The 17,023-nt window shown below is 35.3% G+C and carries 14 protein-coding genes; 10 read left to right on the top strand and 4 right to left on the bottom strand.

The window, feature by feature from the left end; translation table 11 throughout:
- Window positions 1-417 precede the first annotated feature (417 nt).
- The 3 genes from murB to birA are packed head-to-tail and all read left to right on the top strand — an operon-like array spanning window position 418 to window position 3,557.
- A complete protein-coding gene (gene murB / locus B9N71_RS09255; protein ID WP_085165700.1) occupies window positions 418-1,428 on the top strand; it encodes a UDP-N-acetylmuramate dehydrogenase in 1,011 nt (336 codons plus the stop codon).
- Between the two features lie 58 nt (window positions 1,429-1,486).
- The gene (locus tag B9N71_RS09250; RefSeq protein ID WP_065560337.1) at window positions 1,487-2,629 is read left to right on the top strand and encodes an MFS transporter; all 1,143 of its coding nucleotides are present in this window, start codon (window positions 1,487-1,489) and stop codon (window positions 2,627-2,629) included.
- Entirely contained in the window at window positions 2,604-3,557 is a 954-nt protein-coding gene (gene birA, locus B9N71_RS09245) for a bifunctional biotin--[acetyl-CoA-carboxylase] ligase/biotin operon repressor BirA (protein WP_065589294.1), read from the top strand. Before B9N71_RS09250 ends, birA begins: the two co-directional genes overlap by 26 nt.
- Before the next feature lie 67 nt (window positions 3,558-3,624).
- Here the strand turns inward: birA and B9N71_RS09240 are convergent, their stop codons facing one another.
- A complete protein-coding gene (locus B9N71_RS09240) occupies window positions 3,625-5,946 on the bottom strand; it encodes a zinc/cadmium/mercury/lead-transporting ATPase (protein WP_085165698.1) in 2,322 nt (773 codons plus the stop codon).
- An 850-nt stretch (window positions 5,947-6,796) separates the two neighbouring features.
- Between B9N71_RS09240 and B9N71_RS09235 the strand changes: the two genes are divergently transcribed.
- The 3 genes from B9N71_RS09235 (at window position 6,797) to gapA (ending at window position 9,392) form a co-directional block, all read left to right on the top strand.
- Window positions 6,797-7,321: a hypothetical protein gene (locus tag B9N71_RS09235; RefSeq protein WP_085165696.1), complete on the top strand. Its 525-nt coding sequence runs from the start codon at window positions 6,797-6,799 to the stop codon at window positions 7,319-7,321.
- A 114-nt stretch (window positions 7,322-7,435) separates the two neighbouring features.
- Window positions 7,436-7,906 carry a hypothetical protein gene (locus B9N71_RS09230; protein WP_085165694.1) on the top strand — a complete coding sequence of 157 codons (471 nt, stop codon included), beginning with the start codon at window positions 7,436-7,438 and terminating at the stop codon, window positions 7,904-7,906.
- Window positions 7,907-8,393: 487 nt separating this feature from the next.
- Window positions 8,394-9,392: a glyceraldehyde-3-phosphate dehydrogenase gene (gene gapA / locus B9N71_RS09225; protein WP_034912538.1), complete on the top strand. Its 999-nt coding sequence runs from the start codon at window positions 8,394-8,396 to the stop codon at window positions 9,390-9,392.
- 147 nt (window positions 9,393-9,539) lie between these two features.
- On the opposite strand, the gene cspE is transcribed toward gapA, so the two are convergent.
- From cspE to yjgA, 3 genes are all read right to left on the bottom strand, one after another.
- On the bottom strand, window positions 9,540-9,749 hold the full coding sequence (cspE, locus tag B9N71_RS09220; RefSeq protein ID WP_025315032.1) for a transcription antiterminator/RNA stability regulator CspE: 210 nt from the start codon (window positions 9,747-9,749) through the stop codon (window positions 9,540-9,542).
- A gap of 385 nt (window positions 9,750-10,134) precedes the next feature.
- Window positions 10,135-10,665, bottom strand: coding sequence for an inorganic diphosphatase (gene ppa / locus B9N71_RS09215; RefSeq protein WP_065589290.1), 531 nt, complete (start codon window positions 10,663-10,665; stop codon window positions 10,135-10,137).
- Between the two features lie 64 nt (window positions 10,666-10,729).
- On the bottom strand, window positions 10,730-11,266 hold the full coding sequence (gene yjgA / locus B9N71_RS09210) for a ribosome biogenesis factor YjgA (RefSeq protein ID WP_085165692.1): 537 nt from the start codon (window positions 11,264-11,266) through the stop codon (window positions 10,730-10,732).
- Between the two features lie 77 nt (window positions 11,267-11,343).
- On the opposite strand from yjgA, the gene pmbA reads away from it, so the two are divergent.
- From pmbA to spoT, 4 genes are all read left to right on the top strand, one after another.
- Window positions 11,344-12,696: a metalloprotease PmbA gene (gene pmbA / locus B9N71_RS09205; RefSeq protein ID WP_085165690.1), complete on the top strand. Its 1,353-nt coding sequence runs from the start codon at window positions 11,344-11,346 to the stop codon at window positions 12,694-12,696.
- 8 nt (window positions 12,697-12,704) lie between these two features.
- On the top strand, window positions 12,705-14,447 hold the full coding sequence (locus tag B9N71_RS09200) for a SulP family inorganic anion transporter (RefSeq protein ID WP_208610476.1): 1,743 nt from the start codon (window positions 12,705-12,707) through the stop codon (window positions 14,445-14,447).
- Between the two features lie 153 nt (window positions 14,448-14,600).
- On the top strand, window positions 14,601-14,891 hold the full coding sequence (gene rpoZ / locus B9N71_RS09195) for a DNA-directed RNA polymerase subunit omega (protein WP_034912518.1): 291 nt from the start codon (window positions 14,601-14,603) through the stop codon (window positions 14,889-14,891).
- Window positions 14,892-14,909: 18 nt separating this feature from the next.
- Window positions 14,910-17,018, top strand: a complete 2,109-nt coding sequence (gene spoT, locus B9N71_RS09190; protein ID WP_065589287.1) for a bifunctional GTP diphosphokinase/guanosine-3',5'-bis pyrophosphate 3'-pyrophosphohydrolase — start codon at window positions 14,910-14,912, stop codon at window positions 17,016-17,018.
- Window positions 17,019-17,023 lie beyond the last annotated feature (5 nt).

Below are 17,023 nucleotides of genomic sequence, written 5' to 3'. Positions count from 1 at the left end.
AACAATTAATTAAAATATCAAATACAGCTAAAAGCAGTTGCTCTTTCAATAAAAGGAAATAGAAAGACGCTATTAAAGATGGTGTTATAATATAATTTTGTCAAAATGCTAATAATAACAATTTGTTATGCTCTGGAGGTTGTTAACAGATAATCACTGAAAAATGAAACATTATTGAATGTAGTAACACGTTACAATAAGTTGGCAAGAAATTATATCAGTATGATTGCATTAGTACATTGCATGATGTGACTAAGAATGTAAAGGATGCTTATGATTAATACAAAAGATCAACAGCTCCTAACCAATGTGGTAATATAAACATTAAATACGATAGATCCCAAACTATAAAAATAACCTAAGAAATTGATTGATTTTTGGGCATCTATTTTCACCAAAAATTAAAGGTAGTTATCAATGAAACAAAAAATTCCTAATACATTTGGTTTAACTGTTTTTGCGCAAAACGTTGTTACTGTAACCAGTCCCGAACAATTACAACAAGTTTGGCAAGATAACTACCAAAATTTACCAATTATGATTATTGGCGAAGGTAGTAACACTCTTTTTACCTGTGATTTTGATGGTATTATTATTGTTAATCGTATCAAAGGTATTACCATTAGCGAAACAGAACAAGCATGGCATTTAAAAGTTGGTGCTGGTGAAACTTGGCATGATCTAGTATCAACAACAATCAAGCAGAACATACCAGGACTTGAAAATCTAGCATTAATTCCTGGATGTGTAGGTTCGGCACCGATTCAAAACATTGGTGCTTATGGTGTTGAGTTTCAAAAAGTTGCTGATTATGTGGAGCTACTTGAACTAGCTACAGGCAAAATCATCACTGTAACTGATGGCCAATATGGATATCGTGAAAGTATCTTCAAAAAAGCGTATTTGCAAGGTTATGCTGTTATCAATGTTGGTATAAAATTACCAAAACAGTGGCAGCCAGTTTTAACTTATGGGGAATTGCGAAACTTTGATCCCAAAATTGTTACTGCAAAAATGATATTTGATAAAGTGTGCGAAATTCGTTGTAGTAAATTGCCAGATCCAAAGGTTTTAGGCAATGGTGGAAGTTTTTTTAAAAACCCTGTGATCGATAAAATTGTGGCGGACAAGCTACTTGAAATTTATCCAAACATGCCAATATATCCACAAGCTAATCATCAAACAAAATTAGCCGCAGGTTGGCTTATTGATCAGTGTGGTCTTAAAGGCTACCAAATAGGCGGAGCGGCTGTGCATCAACAACAAGCATTGGTTTTAGTTAATAAAGACCAAGCAACAGCACAGGATGTGGTTGAATTAGCTCGATATATAAAAAAATGTGTATTACAAAAATTCTCGGTGAATTTATCACCCGAAATCCGATTTATCGGCAACTCAGGCGAAATAGATGCAGACAATTATTTATAATTAGCACCAAATTATAATTGCCCGCAAATTTTAACCCATAATTATACGCGATAACATTATGAAACATTCGTATTCATTCCCTATTTTATTAACGAGTTTGCTCTTTGTAACAATCTCGTTGTCAGCATTAAACACACAGGTACCATTGTGGTTAGTGCGTAATGAGTTTTCGCTTGGGCAAATTGGTCTTGTCGGATCAAGTTATTTTACTGGTAACTTGCTAGGTACCATTTTCGCCAATTGGTTTATTAATAAATTCAATGCTCGGCACACATACACCTATAGTTGCATTATTTTTGCCATCGCAACCATTGGATTAAGTTTTTCAATGAATTTTTATAGCTGGATAATGTGGCGATTTTTTATAGGTATAGCTTGTGCGGTCACTTGGGTGGTTATAGAAAGTTGTATATTACTCACTGGTCCTGTACGCACGCGAGGAAAAATGCTGGCAGTTTATTTAACCACTTATTACCTAGGTACGGTTTTAGGGCAAGCTTTGTTGCAGTATTTTCCGCAAAACATATTATATTTTGGATTAGTTATTATGTTACTGATGGGATTAGCAATTTTATTTATTTTGCTGACCCATTATAAATTACCAAAAAGGAAAAAAAGCAGCTTTAACATCATGCCAATGATATTAAATAAACCCTCTCGACTTGGGTTAACTGGTTGTGTTATTGCAGGTATGTTAATTGGATCGTTATATTCACTTTTACCAGCCTATTACTCACATTTAGGATATAGTGATATTCAGGTGGCTAATTGGATGATTTTACTGATTTTATCAGGAGTGATTGCACAAATGCCTGCTAACTGGTGTGCAGACAAATTTGGACGGCAACTTATATTATTAATTGAATCGTTACTAATGTTAATTGCATGTATTATGCTGATATTCAATTGGTTTAATGCGTTGGCGATTATTTTATTAGGCGCCACTATTTACACCATTTATCCCATATCCATGGCTTGGGCTTGCTCGTGTGTTAGAAAGCAAGATATTGTAGCGATGAATCAAGCAATGCTATTAACCAACACATTAGGGAGTTTAGTTGCTCCTGCGGTGATAGCATTTATTATGGATAAAACAAGTAATACCTATTTATTTGTTAGTTTTGCTATAATTTCGTTATACTTCATTATATTATTAGCCCAAAAAAGAGGAACGGATGCGCAGCTACAAAAATCCGCTTAAATTAATTGAAATACTAGCCGATGGTCAATTCCATTCAGGGGAAGAATTGGCAACAATTTTTGGCATAACTCGTGCTGGCATTAATAAATACATCAAACAACTGCGTGAGTGGGGGATTGAGTTAACCTCAATACAGGGTAAAGGCTATTGCTTGGCAGCGCCTCTTAATTTGCTTAATAAAACCAAAATTAACCAGCATTATCAATCGAATAGTCGATGTGAAATATTACCTATTATTGATTCAACTAACCAATATCTACTGGATCGAATTGATCAACTAACATCGGGCGATTGCTGTGTGGCCGAATTTCAATCCAAAGCACGGGGAAGGCGAGGGCGAAAATGGTTTTCACCTTTTGGCACTAATCTATACTTTTCAATGTATTGGCGACTAGAACAAGGCGTAGCGGCGGCAATGGGATTGAGTTTAGTTGTTGGTATTGTTATTGCTGACACCTTACGTGCATTATCTGGTCAAGACATCAAAGTTAAATGGCCAAACGATCTATATCTTAACGATCAAAAACTAGCTGGTATTTTAGTTGAGCTTGCAGGTAAAACTGGCGACTGTGCTCATGTTGTGATTGGTGTTGGCGTCAATTTAACCATGACAAACCCGGATACCAACATAGTTAACCAAAAATGGGCTAATTTAGGCAATGTTGATCGTAATTTATTAGTTGCGCAGGTTGCCAAAACTTTAAAAAGTCAATTAATAGAATTTGAAAAACATGGTTTAGTGCCATTTATTAATGATTGGAATAGACTAGATAACTTTGTTAACCGTCCTGTAAAACTATTAATTGGCGATAACATTATTCGAGGAATAGCAAAAGGTATAAATGACCAAGGAGCCTTATTGTTAGAACAAAATGGTAAAATTGAAGCTCATATTGGTGGCGAAATCTCATTAAGAAGTGATGAATAATAACCTAACAATCATTTAAAGAACCTATTCCACTTGCTACAAGTGAAATAGGTTAATTAAACCAATTTTAACTTTTATTCTTAAATTTCAAAACTCGAAGCGCATTAGCTGTCACAATCGCAGTCGTACCTGAATCAGCTAGCACAGCCAGCCACAGTCCAGTAAAGCCAAATAAGCTGGTAATTAAAAATACTAACTTAATTCCCAACGCAATTGTAACATTTTGTTTAATATTACGAGAGGCAAAACGAGTTAAACCAATTAGCTTAGGCAAACTTAACAAGCTATTTTTAGTTAATGCGGCATCAGCGGCTTCTAGCGCAACATCAGTACCACTACCCATAGCAATACTTACGGTTGCCGCTTTCATGGCTGGAGAATCGTTAATTCCATCGCCCACCATAGCAATCGTCGTTGAGATACGCATCTTTTCAATTTCTGCTAATTTATCGGCAGGTAACAACTCCGCACGGTAATCCATACCTAATTGCGAGGCAATGGCTTTGGCCGCTCGCGCATTATCGCCTGTCAGCATCAAAGTCTTAACGCCAAGCTTATTAAGCTCATTCATTGTAGTAATTGCATCAGCCCGCAACACATCTTGCAATGCAATAATGCCCATCAATTGTTGACTTGTTACTGCAACTACTACAGTTTTACCAGCGTTTTCAAGCTCCTCAATAATTTTGGTATGTTCATCTTTCAATGGTGATGAAACTGCCACAACCTTACTTGGTGACACAATATAAAAAGTCTGATTATCTACCTCACCTTGAACGCCAACCCCCGCAATCGCTTTACGATTATCGGCCTCATTAATATTTAATTGATTCTGCAATGCATAATCAACAATAGCCTTAGCAATGGGGTGATGCGAACCGCTTTCAATAGCGGCAACTAATGTCAATAATTGCTCTTTTGAAATATCTTGACTAATCACATCGGTGACTTGCGGTTTACCTTCGGTTAACGTACCAGTCTTATCAAATGCAACCACTTTAACTGAACCAATATGTTCTAGCGCCGCACCGCCTTTAATTAGCACGCCTTGTTTTGCCGCATTAGACAAGGCCGACGTTATTACCGCAGGCGTTGAAATAACCAATGCACAAGGGCAACCAATTAACAATAGAGTTAAACCTCGATAAAACCAAGTATACCAATCAGCATTGAACAACAAAGGTGGCGCAATAATCACTAACAGAGCAAATAAAGCAATTGCTGGCGTATAATAACGACTAAATTTATCAATAAATCGTTCAATAGGTGCTTTACGCTCCTCGGCATCTTCAATCAACTGTAAAATACGATCTACCGCATTTTGCCCAACTTCTGATACCACTTTTAATTGGATTGTATTATCAACCACGAGTGAACCAGCCAAAATCTTATCGCCAGAAAGATAATTAACAGGGATCGACTCACCAGTTAGTGCACTTTCATCAATATTGGCTTGCTCACTTATCAAAATCACATCAGCAGGCAAACGACCACCAGACGAAATTTCAATAATATCATTGGGTTTCAAGCTATGACTGGCAACCGTTTTTCGCTCCCCATTAATGATTATCACTGTTTCTTGGGGCATCAGCTCAGCGAGCGACGAAATACCTTTTTTAGCTTTACTTGTAGCAACACTTTCTAGCATTTCGCCTATCATAAATAAAAATAAGACCATGGTTGCTTCTTCGGACGCACCAATAAACAAAGCTCCAATAGCTGACACACTCATTAACGACTCAATTGCAAATGGTGTACCACGGCGCATTAAAATTAACGCTTCTTTTAAAATAGGTATTAACCCAACAATTGCAGTTATCATAAAGGCATATTCGCCAACGGTTTGATTCCATAACAAAAGGATATAACTCACCACAATTAAAGTGCCTAATACCACTAAAGGAATTAGTTCTTTTTTATCAAAACTGTGGGAATGATCATGATGATGAGAATGTTCTGGAGATGATTCAAAAATAGGTTTATAGCCTAGCTCGATAACTTTATTTTCTATTAATTTAATGGTTTTTTCATTATGTTGGGGAACAAATACCACCAACTTTTCGGTAGAAAAAACAATCTTAATTTGGTTAATATTGGGTAACACTTTTAGGCTATTTTCAATTTGTTGAGCACAGTGCGCACAATCCATGCCTTTTATTTTCCAAGTTAATTTAATTTGCTCGTTTAGCCTGTTGGGATCATCAGGGGGATCGTCAAACTCATTTTTAGACGTAGTATGAGTATCGCCCCCACAGCTATGTGTTGATTCTTGATGACAAGTTATATCGTGAGATAAATGAACATGATTATGTGCCATATTTAAACAATTGCCATGACAACACTCATGGTGATGAAGTTCATGATGTATATATTTGTTATTATATAACATAACGTTACCTCTATTTATGGGTGATTTTGATTGTACGCCAAAAAATAAAAAAGAAAATCATTTTTACTTTTAGTAGCAAAAAAAGTAAAAATCACTTCAAAACTGACCTGTAACACTTTTCAAAAAATAAAGAACTAACTAATTAATTCGCTTTAATTATTAGCATGTGCAAGGCACAAAAAACACAGCAAAAACATTGTAATAAAAACAGAAATTAGCTAATAATTACTTAAATTAAGTGAAATAAAAACTTTAATAAAATCAATATTCTACCTGAGCTATTTTAGAGAAAACACACAACACGGCAAGGTCAATCCACCTATCTTTTAACTGTGTTGTAGTGCTTTGCTAACAGAGTGAGGCTGCACGAAAAATTGGACTGCTTGGCGAGTTTGTGCTTTGTTAGGGATGCCAATTTATCAGGAACAATTTGGCACTTCTGAGCAAAGCAAATAGGCTTAAAAAAGGCGAATATCATAATGATTCGAGTAAATCATACCGATGGTTAAGAGCGAGAGCGTTGGGTACCGTAGTTCATATTTTGTATCTCATGTGAGTTGTAAGATGTTACGCTCAAAATTCTTAAATTAAACGTTATCACCAATATCAGTTATTTCGACAAAACTCAAAAGCTATAAAGCTAACAGCATATTTTAATTATAAAATTAACCTATCTATAAAGTCGAATTGTTTTATCTTTACATTTCTTTACAAAAAATCTGCTAAAAAACTAGCCAACTATTTTTTTATGGTTATACTTTTATCGCTATAGGAAAACAAGCTTATTAAATAAGCAAATAATTATAAAAAATCTAAATAAAACAAATCATTACTTGACAGGTAAACCATAATGCATTATCATTTTAGACACCAGCACTGGCTAACCTATGTCTTAAATTTATTAAATAATCCTATTCGACGAGTTTTTACACGAAACTTATTTATATCTTCCAAATTATCTCTCAACGTATTATCGAAATTGTTTCCAAAAAGCCTATTGGTGTTGGGGGTGTTATTACTGTCATCTTCATGGAGTTTACAGGCATTAACTAGTAAAAGTGGTCGTGTAAATAATCATCGTAGTGATGCAATAATGCTACCACAGTCGGTAGTTATCAATTATGCAAGGCCGAATCTGCTATTTGGTAAAAATGGTGTGGATATTAGTGGAGTCAACTTCGCAGGTCCAGCTGATATATGGAATCCTGATGAGGGCTTTTTAGTTCAATCAACCAATCCTGCATCATACGGCCTTAATTTTCCGACTACAGGCGCTGATGGATTATATTTTGATTTAGTTATAGAGGAAATTGATGCACGCCAATTGGTATGGGAGCCAGTTACACATGGGGGAATAACAGCCACAGTGACATGAATATGGGCTGAAGATGATTGGCTTACATCTGGAGGAGAAATTATAGCGCGCGTTACGCTAAAAGGTCCTGAGGCAAGCGCTCAAATAAATAATCATTATCCTAATCGAATTGCTGTGCCAAGGTTACCGCAGATTTTTGAGTTAGTGGGTAGAGATATTAGTACTGGTAATGAGCTGGTAAAATATGGATTTGTATTACAGAAGTGGTTCGTGAACCGTAAAGATAAACAAGATAACTATTCTAATACAGAAGCGTGGTGTAGATATTTAGGCTATCGAGTGCCGCAAGTAAAGGATCTAACGAACGCAATCTGTTTGGGTACATGGGAAGGTGATTGGTGTAAAGGCTCTGTCGGCGCTACGCCATCATCAAGTGGTAATTATTATCAGCGTCGAATAGGAGCAGGATTTTTCACTGAGTGGGGCGGTACGTACCTTTATGCTGGAGCAGGTTTCGTCTATGACTACCAATACTGGACAAGCGACACGGCTGGAAATACTCAGTTTGATGTGGACTCAGATGTTGGTGATGTGTACTTCAACCAATCGAGTAATAGCCCGCGGGGTCTTTGCGTTACTCCTTAGCTTTTAATCTTTGGAATGTGGTTAAGTTTATGGTGCTAATAAGGAACAAGCATTAAAAAAGTTTCCATGTAAGGTAAAGCCCCCTAGTTTGCGTATTTACTATTAGATAGTAAATACGTTTATTTGAAAAAATTCCAATAAAATAAGTTGTCTGTCTGAAATGTTTTAAGGTGAAAATCCTACATATTGTAAAATTAATATGCCTGTCTTTTCACGACGTTAGAATATATCGAAAACTGAAAACTAAGTTATTGGTTTGTTATTTAGTTTTGGGACGGTTTTTGATTATAGTACGGCTTACTACGTCAGGTTATTTTTTACAATATCATGATTTTATTTATAATAATTAATATAAATTACATTCAGTTTAATCTATTTAATCAATTCGTGTTTAATTATTAGGAATCTTCTTGAATAAATCTTTAAAATTTGATAGTTTACAGGAAAGATTTTTAACATTAAAAACACTAAAAAGAAGGTAATTGTTATGACAATCAAAGTAGGTATTAATGGCTTTGGCCGTATTGGCCGTATTGTTTTCCGTGCTGCTCAAAAACGTTCAGACATTGAAATCGTTGCTATCAACGATTTATTAGATGTTGAGTATATGGCTTATATGCTTAAATATGATTCAACACATGGTCGTTTTGACGGTACAGTTGAAGTTAAAGATGGTAAATTAGTCGTTAATGGTAAAGCAATTCGTGTTACTGCTGAACGTGATCCTGCAAACTTAAAATGGAATGAAGTTGGTGTTGATGTTGTCGCTGAAGCAACTGGTTTATTCTTAACTGATGAAACTGCTCGTAAACACATCCAAGCTGGTGCTAAGAAAGTTGTTTTAACTGGCCCTTCTAAAGACAGCACTCCAATGTTTGTTATCGGTGTTAATGATAAAGATTATGCTGGTCAAGATATCGTTTCTAATGCTTCTTGTACAACTAACTGTTTAGCGCCTTTAGCTAAAGTTATCAACGATAACTTTGGTATTGTTGAAGCATTAATGACAACTGTTCATGCAACAACTGCAACTCAAAAAACTGTAGATGGTCCATCTCATAAAGATTGGCGTGGTGGTCGTGGTGCTGCTCAAAACATCATCCCTTCATCAACTGGTGCTGCTAAGGCGGTAGGTAAAGTTATCCCTGAATTAAACGGTAAATTAACTGGTATGGCTTTCCGAGTTCCTACTCCAGATGTTTCTGTTGTTGACTTAACTGCTCGTTTAGAAAAACCAGCTAAATATGAAGATATCTGTAAAGCAATCAAAGCCGCTGCTGAAGGCCCAATGAAAGGCGTTCTTGGCTATACCGAAGATGATGTTGTTTCTACTGATTTCTTAGGTGAAGTTTGTACTTCAGTATTTGATGCTAAAGCTGGTATTCAATTAAGTGATAACTTTGTTAAACTTGTTTCTTGGTATGACAACGAAGTAGGTTATTCAAACAAAGTATTAGATTTAATCGCAGTTATTTCTAAAAAATAATTGATATTTAACTTTGTTTATAAGGCGACCTTAGGGTCGCTTTTTTTATGCTCTCATTTTAGAGAGATTTTTAGTTTTTTTAGAGACAAAAAAAAACGCTCACTTTGTGAGTGAGCGTTTTTCTAATATGAAATTCTAAAGTTTCAATTAGATTACAACGACTTCAGCAGCTGCAGGTCCACGAGGGCTATCTTGGATAGCAAATTCAACTTGTTGTCCTTCAGCTAATGTTTTAAAACCATCACCTGAAATAGCTGAAAAGTGAACAAATACATCTTTACTTCCATCCGCAGGGGTAATAAAACCAAAACCTTTACTTTCATTAAACCATTTTACTTGGCCTGTTTTTTTATTCATTTACTAGACATCCTAACAATAATTAATAATTAGCCATTACGGCCGTATGGGTTTTAACATCGTGTTAATAATGTAACTAAAAGCCAAGATAATGTGCTTAAAAATACATTATTGTGGTTCATTGTTATTCACTATTTTGTACTTTGTTGTTTACCCAGTGATATTACCGCATAAATTATAATCAAAAGCAAGATGTGAATAATAATTTTTTTTTTATAAAAAAAAAGTTTTATTGAATTTTCAGGAAATTATTTTTTAATTGATAAAAGTCAAATTTTGAACGTTGAAATTTTAATTGATTTTTAAAGTCACTAAAAAATTATGAAAAATAAAAAAGCCATAAAATAATATTTATGGCTTTGATAAAAATATTTTTTATTGAACTTTATTTGTTTTTTGCTCGTTCAAATGACTCAATAATTTCTTTACGGGCGGCATCTGCGTTATCCCATCCGTCAACTTTCACCCATTTACCTTTCTCTAATGCTTTGTATTGTTCAAAAAAGTGTTTGATTTGTGATTTGAGTAATTCAGGTAAATCATCAACATCTTTAATGTGATCATATTCTTTTGATAGTTTGCTGTGAGGTACTGCAACTAGTTTTGCATCTTGGCCTGCTTCGTCTGTCATTTTTAATACACCAACTGGGCGGCAACGAATAACTGAGCCTGGTTGTAATGGGTATGGCGTTGGGACTAATACATCAACTGGATCGCCATCTAATGATAATGTGTGATTAATATAACCATAGTTACATGGATAAAACATTGCTGTAGCCATAAAACGGTCAACAAATACAGCGCCAGTGTCTTTATCAACTTCATATTTAATTGGATCTGCATTGGCTGGAATTTCAATCACAACGTAAATATCATCTGGTAATTCTTTACCTGCTGGTACATTTAAAAGTCCCATTTTTGTATCCTCTATCTAAGTTTATATAGTGTTTGTGAATAATAATAAGCGCACCTTATAAAGATTATTCAGTGTCGCTCAATTCTTTTAAATATTGAAAAATTTGTCTTGCCGTTTTGGTTGGCTTGTTTGTTTCTTGCTCTTTTTTTGCTAAACGGGCTAAGGTTCGTAATTGCTGACGATCGGCAGTTGGGTACAAACCGATAATAGTTTCGGCATCGCCAGTTGCAATCAATTCATCACGAAGTTTTTCAAGTTTGTGAAATAGGGCGATTTGCTGATTATGGCGATTTTTAAGTTTATCAAGTGCTTGACTAATTGGGTCAATATCTCGGTTACGCAGCAGTTTACCAATGTATTGAATTTGGCGGCGATACCCTTCTTTTTTTATTTTCTGCGCAAGTCCAATTGCATAAGTGAGATCTTCATCGAGAGGAATTTTTTCAAGTTCGTTTTTGCTTAGCTTGACAAGTTCAATCCCTAATTTTTTTAAAGCTTCAGCATCACGTTTAATTTCACTTTTACTAACGTAGATGATTTCGTCATCTTCAGTGTCAATAGCGAAGTTGGGTTCTAGATTTGTCTCTTGATTGTGATTCATGTTATTTCTTTTGTTAACTATTGTGTAATTCTAGCTTATTATAGCGTATCGCTAGCAGAATTGTAGAAAATAATAAAATGAGTATTGAACAGATTAAAAAAGAAGCTTTAAATCAAAAAGAAACTTTATCGGCAATTGTTGCTAATGCTATTGAGCAAGCAAAGTCACGTGTTGATGAAGTTGAGGTATCGATTAATAAGTCAACAGGTATTAATGTTAGCACTCGCATGGGTGAAACCGAGAATGTTGAATTTAATAGTGATGGTGCGTTATCTATTACTGTTTATCAAAATAAACGTAAAGGGAGTGCTTCTACCAATGATTTGTCTTCTCAGGCTATTTTGCAAACGGTGAATATGGCGATTGATATTATGCAATATACTTCGCCAGATCCTTGTTCAGGTTTGGGTGATGTGAGTCAAATGGCATTTAATCCACCCGATTTAGATTTATTTCATCCTAGTGATTTGAACGTTGATAATGCCATTGAGCAGGCTAAACAAGCCGAATTAACTGCGTTAAATCATTCCAAATTGATTAATTCTGATGGCGGTTATTTTAGTAGTCGCTATGGTGTTTATGTTTATGGTAATAGTTTGGGGATGTTGCAAGGTTATTGCGCAAGTTCACATTCACTTTCATGCTCAGTTATTGCTCAACAAGCAGGGCAGATGGAAAGTAATTATGCTTATACTTCATCACGTGATTATAGTCAGCTCAAGTCCGCTGATTGGGTTGGTGTGCAGGCGGCTGATAGGGCGATCTCACATTTAGGCGCTAAACAGATTTCAACAATGCAAACTCCTGTGTTATTTAGTGCAGAAGTTGCCGTTGGACTCATTAGGCATTTAGTGGGTGCTATAAGTGGTGGTGCCATTTATCGTAAATCTTCTTTTCTTTTAGATAGTGTAGGGAAGGAGATTTTTCCTAATTGGTTAACTATTTATGAGGATCCTTTTATTTTAAAAGGCGTTGGATCATCGCCTTTTGATAGTGAAGGGACAAAAACGGTTAAGCGCAATATTGTTGAGCAAGGTGTGTTGCAAACTTATTTGTTAGGCAATTATTCAGCACGTAAATTGGGCTTAACATCGACTGGGCATGCAGGTGGAATTCATAATTGGTTTGTATCACCAAGCCAAGCAAATGCTAGTTTTGATGAGATGTTAAAGAAATTGAATAAAGGTGTTTTGGTGACTTCGTTAATGGGGCAAGGTGTTAATAGTGTGACTGGTGATTATTCGCGTGGAGCAGCAGGATTTTGGGTTGAGAATGGAAAAATCCAATATCCAGTTAGTGAAATAACCATTGCAGGTAACCTAAAAGATATGTATAAAAATATTGTGGAAATTGGAAATGATATCGAAACAAGAACGAGTATTCAATGCGGCTCGATTTTGATTGATAATATGAGTATAGCCGGAAAATAAGGATTAGTATGGGTCGTTTGTTACACAGTACTTTTTTTCAAAAACTAATTTCATGGATGCCTGGATTAGGCAGTTTATTACAGTATAAACGAGAATATCTTAATTTTGATATTAAGGCTGGTTTATCAGTTGCTGCTGTTTCGTTACCTGTGTCAATTGCTTATGCTGAATTGACTGGTGTTGGCGCTATAGCTGGACTGTATTCGACCATTTTGCCGTTAATTGTGTATGCGCTTTTTGGTTCTTCTAAACAACTGATTGTTGGACCTGATACAGCAACTTGTGCTGTGGTTGCCGCGGTTGTGTTTCCTTTAGCGGCTAATGATCCAATATTGCGCTGGCAATTAGTTATTATATTAACAATAATGATAGGCATTTGGTGTATCATTGCTGGAAAGTTGCATCTTGGTGCTTTAGCCGACTTACTTAGTCAGCCTATTTTAATTGGTTTGCTTAATGGCATATCAATTACCATTATGGTCGATCAGTTAGCCAAAACTTTAGGTTTTAGCTACGATTATTCTTATTTGATTGAGCGAATTGTCTATTTCCCTTTTAAATTGTCTGAAATCCATATAGGCACTGCGCTAGTTTCTTTTTTTACTTTGTCTATTTTAATTGCTTTAAAGCGATTAAAGCCCCTGTATCCTGCTCCTTTATTAGCTGTTATTGTCATGACGTTTTTTTCGTGGGTGTTTAATTTTGAATATTTTAATATTCGTATTATTGGTAATGTTAGCAGTGATTTTATTCCTACCGAGTCATGGCTTGATTTTGATAAAGGATTAATGCGTGATTTAGTTGTTCCTTCACTTAATATTGCTATCATCTGTTTTGTTAGTATGATGATAACTGTACGCAGTTTTGCATCAAAAAATAACTATGAAACCAATGCCGATGTTGAATTTAAAGCGTTAGGTATAGCTAATATTGTAGCAGGGTTATCACAAGGCTTTGTTGTTAGTGGTACATCATCAAGAACGGCTGTAAATGATGCAAATGGAGGTAAAACGCAACTGGTTTCGATTATTGCAGCAATATTAATTGGTATTGTGGTATTGTTTTTCCTTTCGCCTTTACAATATATTCCAACTTGTGTGTTAGGGGTTATTTTAATATATTCTTCAATTTCACTCATTAATTTTCAAACCATCGTTCGCTTTTTTAAATTTGATCGAGATGCTTTTTATTTGAGTTTGATAACACTTATTTCAGTACTTGTTATAGGGATTATTCCTGGTATGGCGTTAGCAGTACTACTGGGGTTATTTTTATTTTTACGTCGAGTATTTAGACCTAAAGATCAGTTATTAGGTGTTGATGAAAGTGGTCGGATTCATTCCATAAGCCAAAATGTGCAACCGATCAGTAATACAATGATTTATCGATTTAATTCTCCGCTAACTTATTTCAATATCGCTTATTTTAAACGAAGAATTATCAGTTATATTGATGAGTCTAGTGATCCAATAAGCTATGTTATTGTCGATGCAATCCCTTGTTTTACTTATAAAGATGTGAGTGTGCTGTCGGGAATTGATGAATTAGTGAAGTCTTTAAAAGTAAGAAATGTTACCCTAATTTTATCTGGTCGACGTAAAACACTTAAAAATTGGTTTAAACAGATGAATATTAAGCTTGATGATGAGTATATCGAGTTTGCTTATGATCTTTATTTTGCAGTTAAGTTAGCTCAAAGTAAGGGCCATATGGATAATAAAACTGATGATGAATCTGAACATTTATCATGACTATTCATCAAATATGTAGGATCTGTTTTAATTATCTGACATTTCTCAATTATTGACAGATAAAGTAATATTAATATAGACAATCGCCTACAAATTTAAGTACAATATTAGATCTTTCAAATAAAGTATTTTAGTAAAAAATTAGAGGTAAAAATGGCACGTGTAACTGTTCAGGATGCAGTAGAAAAAATTGGTAATCGCTTTGATCTCGTTCTTGTAGCAGCGAGACGCGCTCGTCAATTACAAGTGGAAAATAAATCACCACATGTTCCTGAAGAGAACGACAAAGAAACTGTTATTGCTTTACGTGAAATTGAAGATGGTCTTGTTAATAAACAGATTCTTGATATTGCTGATTTTCAAGCTCGTCAAAACAAAGAGGAAGAAACACGAGCAACACTTCATGAGTCGATTCTTCTCGAAAACACACCATCATACGAATAAGCTTTACAGGAATTGCTTATGCAATATTTTGATGGCTTAAAAGAGGTTGTAGCATCTTATCTTCCGTCTAAACAAGTCGAATTGATACAAGATGCTTATCTTTTTGCTAAAAATGCACATGAAGGGCAATTCCGATGTAGTGGTGAACCTTATATTACTCACCCAGTTGCAGTTGCAACATATCTAGCTGAGATGCGGCTTGATTATGAAACAGTTATTGCCGCACTTTTACACGATACTATTGAAGACACTCCTGTCACTTTTCAAGATATTACTGACAAATTTGGTAAACATGTTGCCATTTTAGTCGAAGGTGTCTCTAAACTTGATAAATTAAAATTCCGTAACAGGCAAGAAGCACAAGCTGAAAATTTTCGGAAAATGGTGCTTGCTATGACTGAGGATGTGCGTGTAATTTTAATTAAACTTGCTGATCGTACGCATAACATGCGTACACTTAGTGCTTTAAGACCTGATAAACGTCGTCGCATTGCTAAAGAAACACTTGAAATTTACGCACCTTTGGCTCATCGTTTAGGTATCAATCACATCAAAACAGAACTTGAGATTTTGGGCTTTACAGCAATGCATCCAAATCGAGCTAAAGTGATTGAAAAAGTCGTTAAAACAGCGCGAAATACGCGAAAAGAGCTAATTCAACAAATTTTGTCTGAAATCCGTGGGCGATTACATGACGCTCATATTGATGCAGAAGTTACTGGTATCGAGAAAAATATCTATGTTATTTACCAAAAGATGAAACTACGTGAACAACATTTTCATTCTATCATGGATATTTACACTTTTAGAATTGTGGTAAAAGATGTTGATGGTTGTTATCGTGCTCTTGGACTGGTACATAATTTGTATAAACCACGTCTTAATCGTTTTAAAGATTATATCGCTATTCCCAAAGCAAATGGCTACCAATCATTGCATTCATCGTTAATAGGCCCTCACGGTACACCAGTTGAAGTCCAAATTCGTACCGAAGATATGGATCAAATGGCTGAAATGGGTGTTGCTGCTCATTGGGCGTATAATGCAGTTGATGAATTAAACAATACTACTGCGCAAATTAAAGCTCAGCGCTGGATGCAAAGCCTGTTAGAATTGCAACAAAGCGTAGGGAATTCTTTCGAATTTATCGAAAACGTTAAATCTGATTTGTTTCCTAAAGAGATTTACGTTTTTACTCCCAAAGGACGTATTGTGCAATTACCAGAAGGAGCAACAGCAGTTGATCTTGCTTATGCAGTCCATTCTGATATTGGTTATCAATGCATTGGCGCAATTGTTGATCGTAAACCTTATCCTTTATCACAACCATTAAGCAGTGGGCAAACAGTTGAAATTATTACCTCTCCTGAAGGCCATCCTAATGCTAGTTGGTTAAATTTTGTGGTTAGTGCTAGAGCGAAGTCGCGTATTCGTCAGGCGCTTAAAACTCTTAAGCGTGAAGATGCAATTGAATTGGGTCGACGTTTATTGAATCTTTCGTTAGTTAAATCTGGCGGTATTAATGGACTGTCAGAAAGCCAAAAGGCTAGAGTGGTTGAGTTAGCCAAATTGTCCAATTTTGATGATGTCTTAGTCGAAATCGGATTAGGTAATATTATGAGCCATTTTATTGCCAAAGGTTTAGAACATAAAGCGCTGCTGCAAAATAAATCAGAGTCAAATAAAACTCTTGTTATTACTGGCAGTGAAGGCGTTTCTGTTACATTTTCTAAGTGTTGTCATCCGATTCCTAATGATCCTATTGTTGGGCATGTTAGTCCAGAGAAGGGGTTAATTGTGCATCATGAATCTTGTCGAAATGTTACTGGTTATCAAAATAATCCAGAAAAATATATTTCACTTAAATGGGCTCCGGATATTTCTCAACGTTTTGTTGCTGAAATTTGGCTCGATATTTTAAATACTCAAGGTTCTTTGGCGCATATACTGTCAATTATTAATGATGAAAATACTCGCTTGCAATGGTTAAATACCGAAGAAAAAGATAGGCAGATTTATACTGTTATTCTACAGATAGAAGTAAAAAATACCCAGCAACTTAATGAATTAATTCGTAAAATGTTACTACAACCTGATGTAGTAAGTGTTAAACGAAATATAAATTAGTCATT

The organism is Gilliamella bombi, from assembly GCF_900103255.1.
Classification (GTDB): domain Bacteria; phylum Pseudomonadota; class Gammaproteobacteria; order Enterobacterales; family Orbaceae; genus Gilliamella; species Gilliamella bombi.
Note: the sequence above shows the minus strand (reverse complement) of the source record. Positions and strands in the feature narration are given on the sequence as shown.

What these genes read in the sequence shown, in the direction of transcription:
- murB (WP_085165700.1), top strand. Translation starts at nt 418, where the DNA reads ATGAAACAAAAAATTCCTAATACATTTGGTTTAACTGTTTTTGCGCAA.
- B9N71_RS09250 (WP_065560337.1), top strand. Translation starts at nt 1,487, where the DNA reads ATGAAACATTCGTATTCATTCCCTATTTTATTAACGAGTTTGCTCTTT.
- birA (WP_065589294.1), top strand. Translation starts at nt 2,604, where the DNA reads ATGCGCAGCTACAAAAATCCGCTTAAATTAATTGAAATACTAGCCGAT.
- B9N71_RS09240 (WP_085165698.1), bottom strand. Translation starts at nt 5,946, where the DNA reads ATGTTATATAATAACAAATATATACATCATGAACTTCATCACCATGAG.
- B9N71_RS09235 (WP_085165696.1), top strand. Translation starts at nt 6,797, where the DNA reads ATGCATTATCATTTTAGACACCAGCACTGGCTAACCTATGTCTTAAAT.
- gapA (WP_034912538.1), top strand. Translation starts at nt 8,394, where the DNA reads ATGACAATCAAAGTAGGTATTAATGGCTTTGGCCGTATTGGCCGTATT.
- cspE (WP_025315032.1), bottom strand. Translation starts at nt 9,749, where the DNA reads ATGAATAAAAAAACAGGCCAAGTAAAATGGTTTAATGAAAGTAAAGGT.
- ppa (WP_065589290.1), bottom strand. Translation starts at nt 10,665, where the DNA reads ATGGGACTTTTAAATGTACCAGCAGGTAAAGAATTACCAGATGATATT.
- yjgA (WP_085165692.1), bottom strand. Translation starts at nt 11,266, where the DNA reads ATGAATCACAATCAAGAGACAAATCTAGAACCCAACTTCGCTATTGAC.
- pmbA (WP_085165690.1), top strand. Translation starts at nt 11,344, where the DNA reads ATGAGTATTGAACAGATTAAAAAAGAAGCTTTAAATCAAAAAGAAACT.
- B9N71_RS09200 (WP_208610476.1), top strand. Translation starts at nt 12,705, where the DNA reads ATGGGTCGTTTGTTACACAGTACTTTTTTTCAAAAACTAATTTCATGG.
- rpoZ (WP_034912518.1), top strand. Translation starts at nt 14,601, where the DNA reads ATGGCACGTGTAACTGTTCAGGATGCAGTAGAAAAAATTGGTAATCGC.
- spoT (WP_065589287.1), top strand. Translation starts at nt 14,910, where the DNA reads ATGCAATATTTTGATGGCTTAAAAGAGGTTGTAGCATCTTATCTTCCG.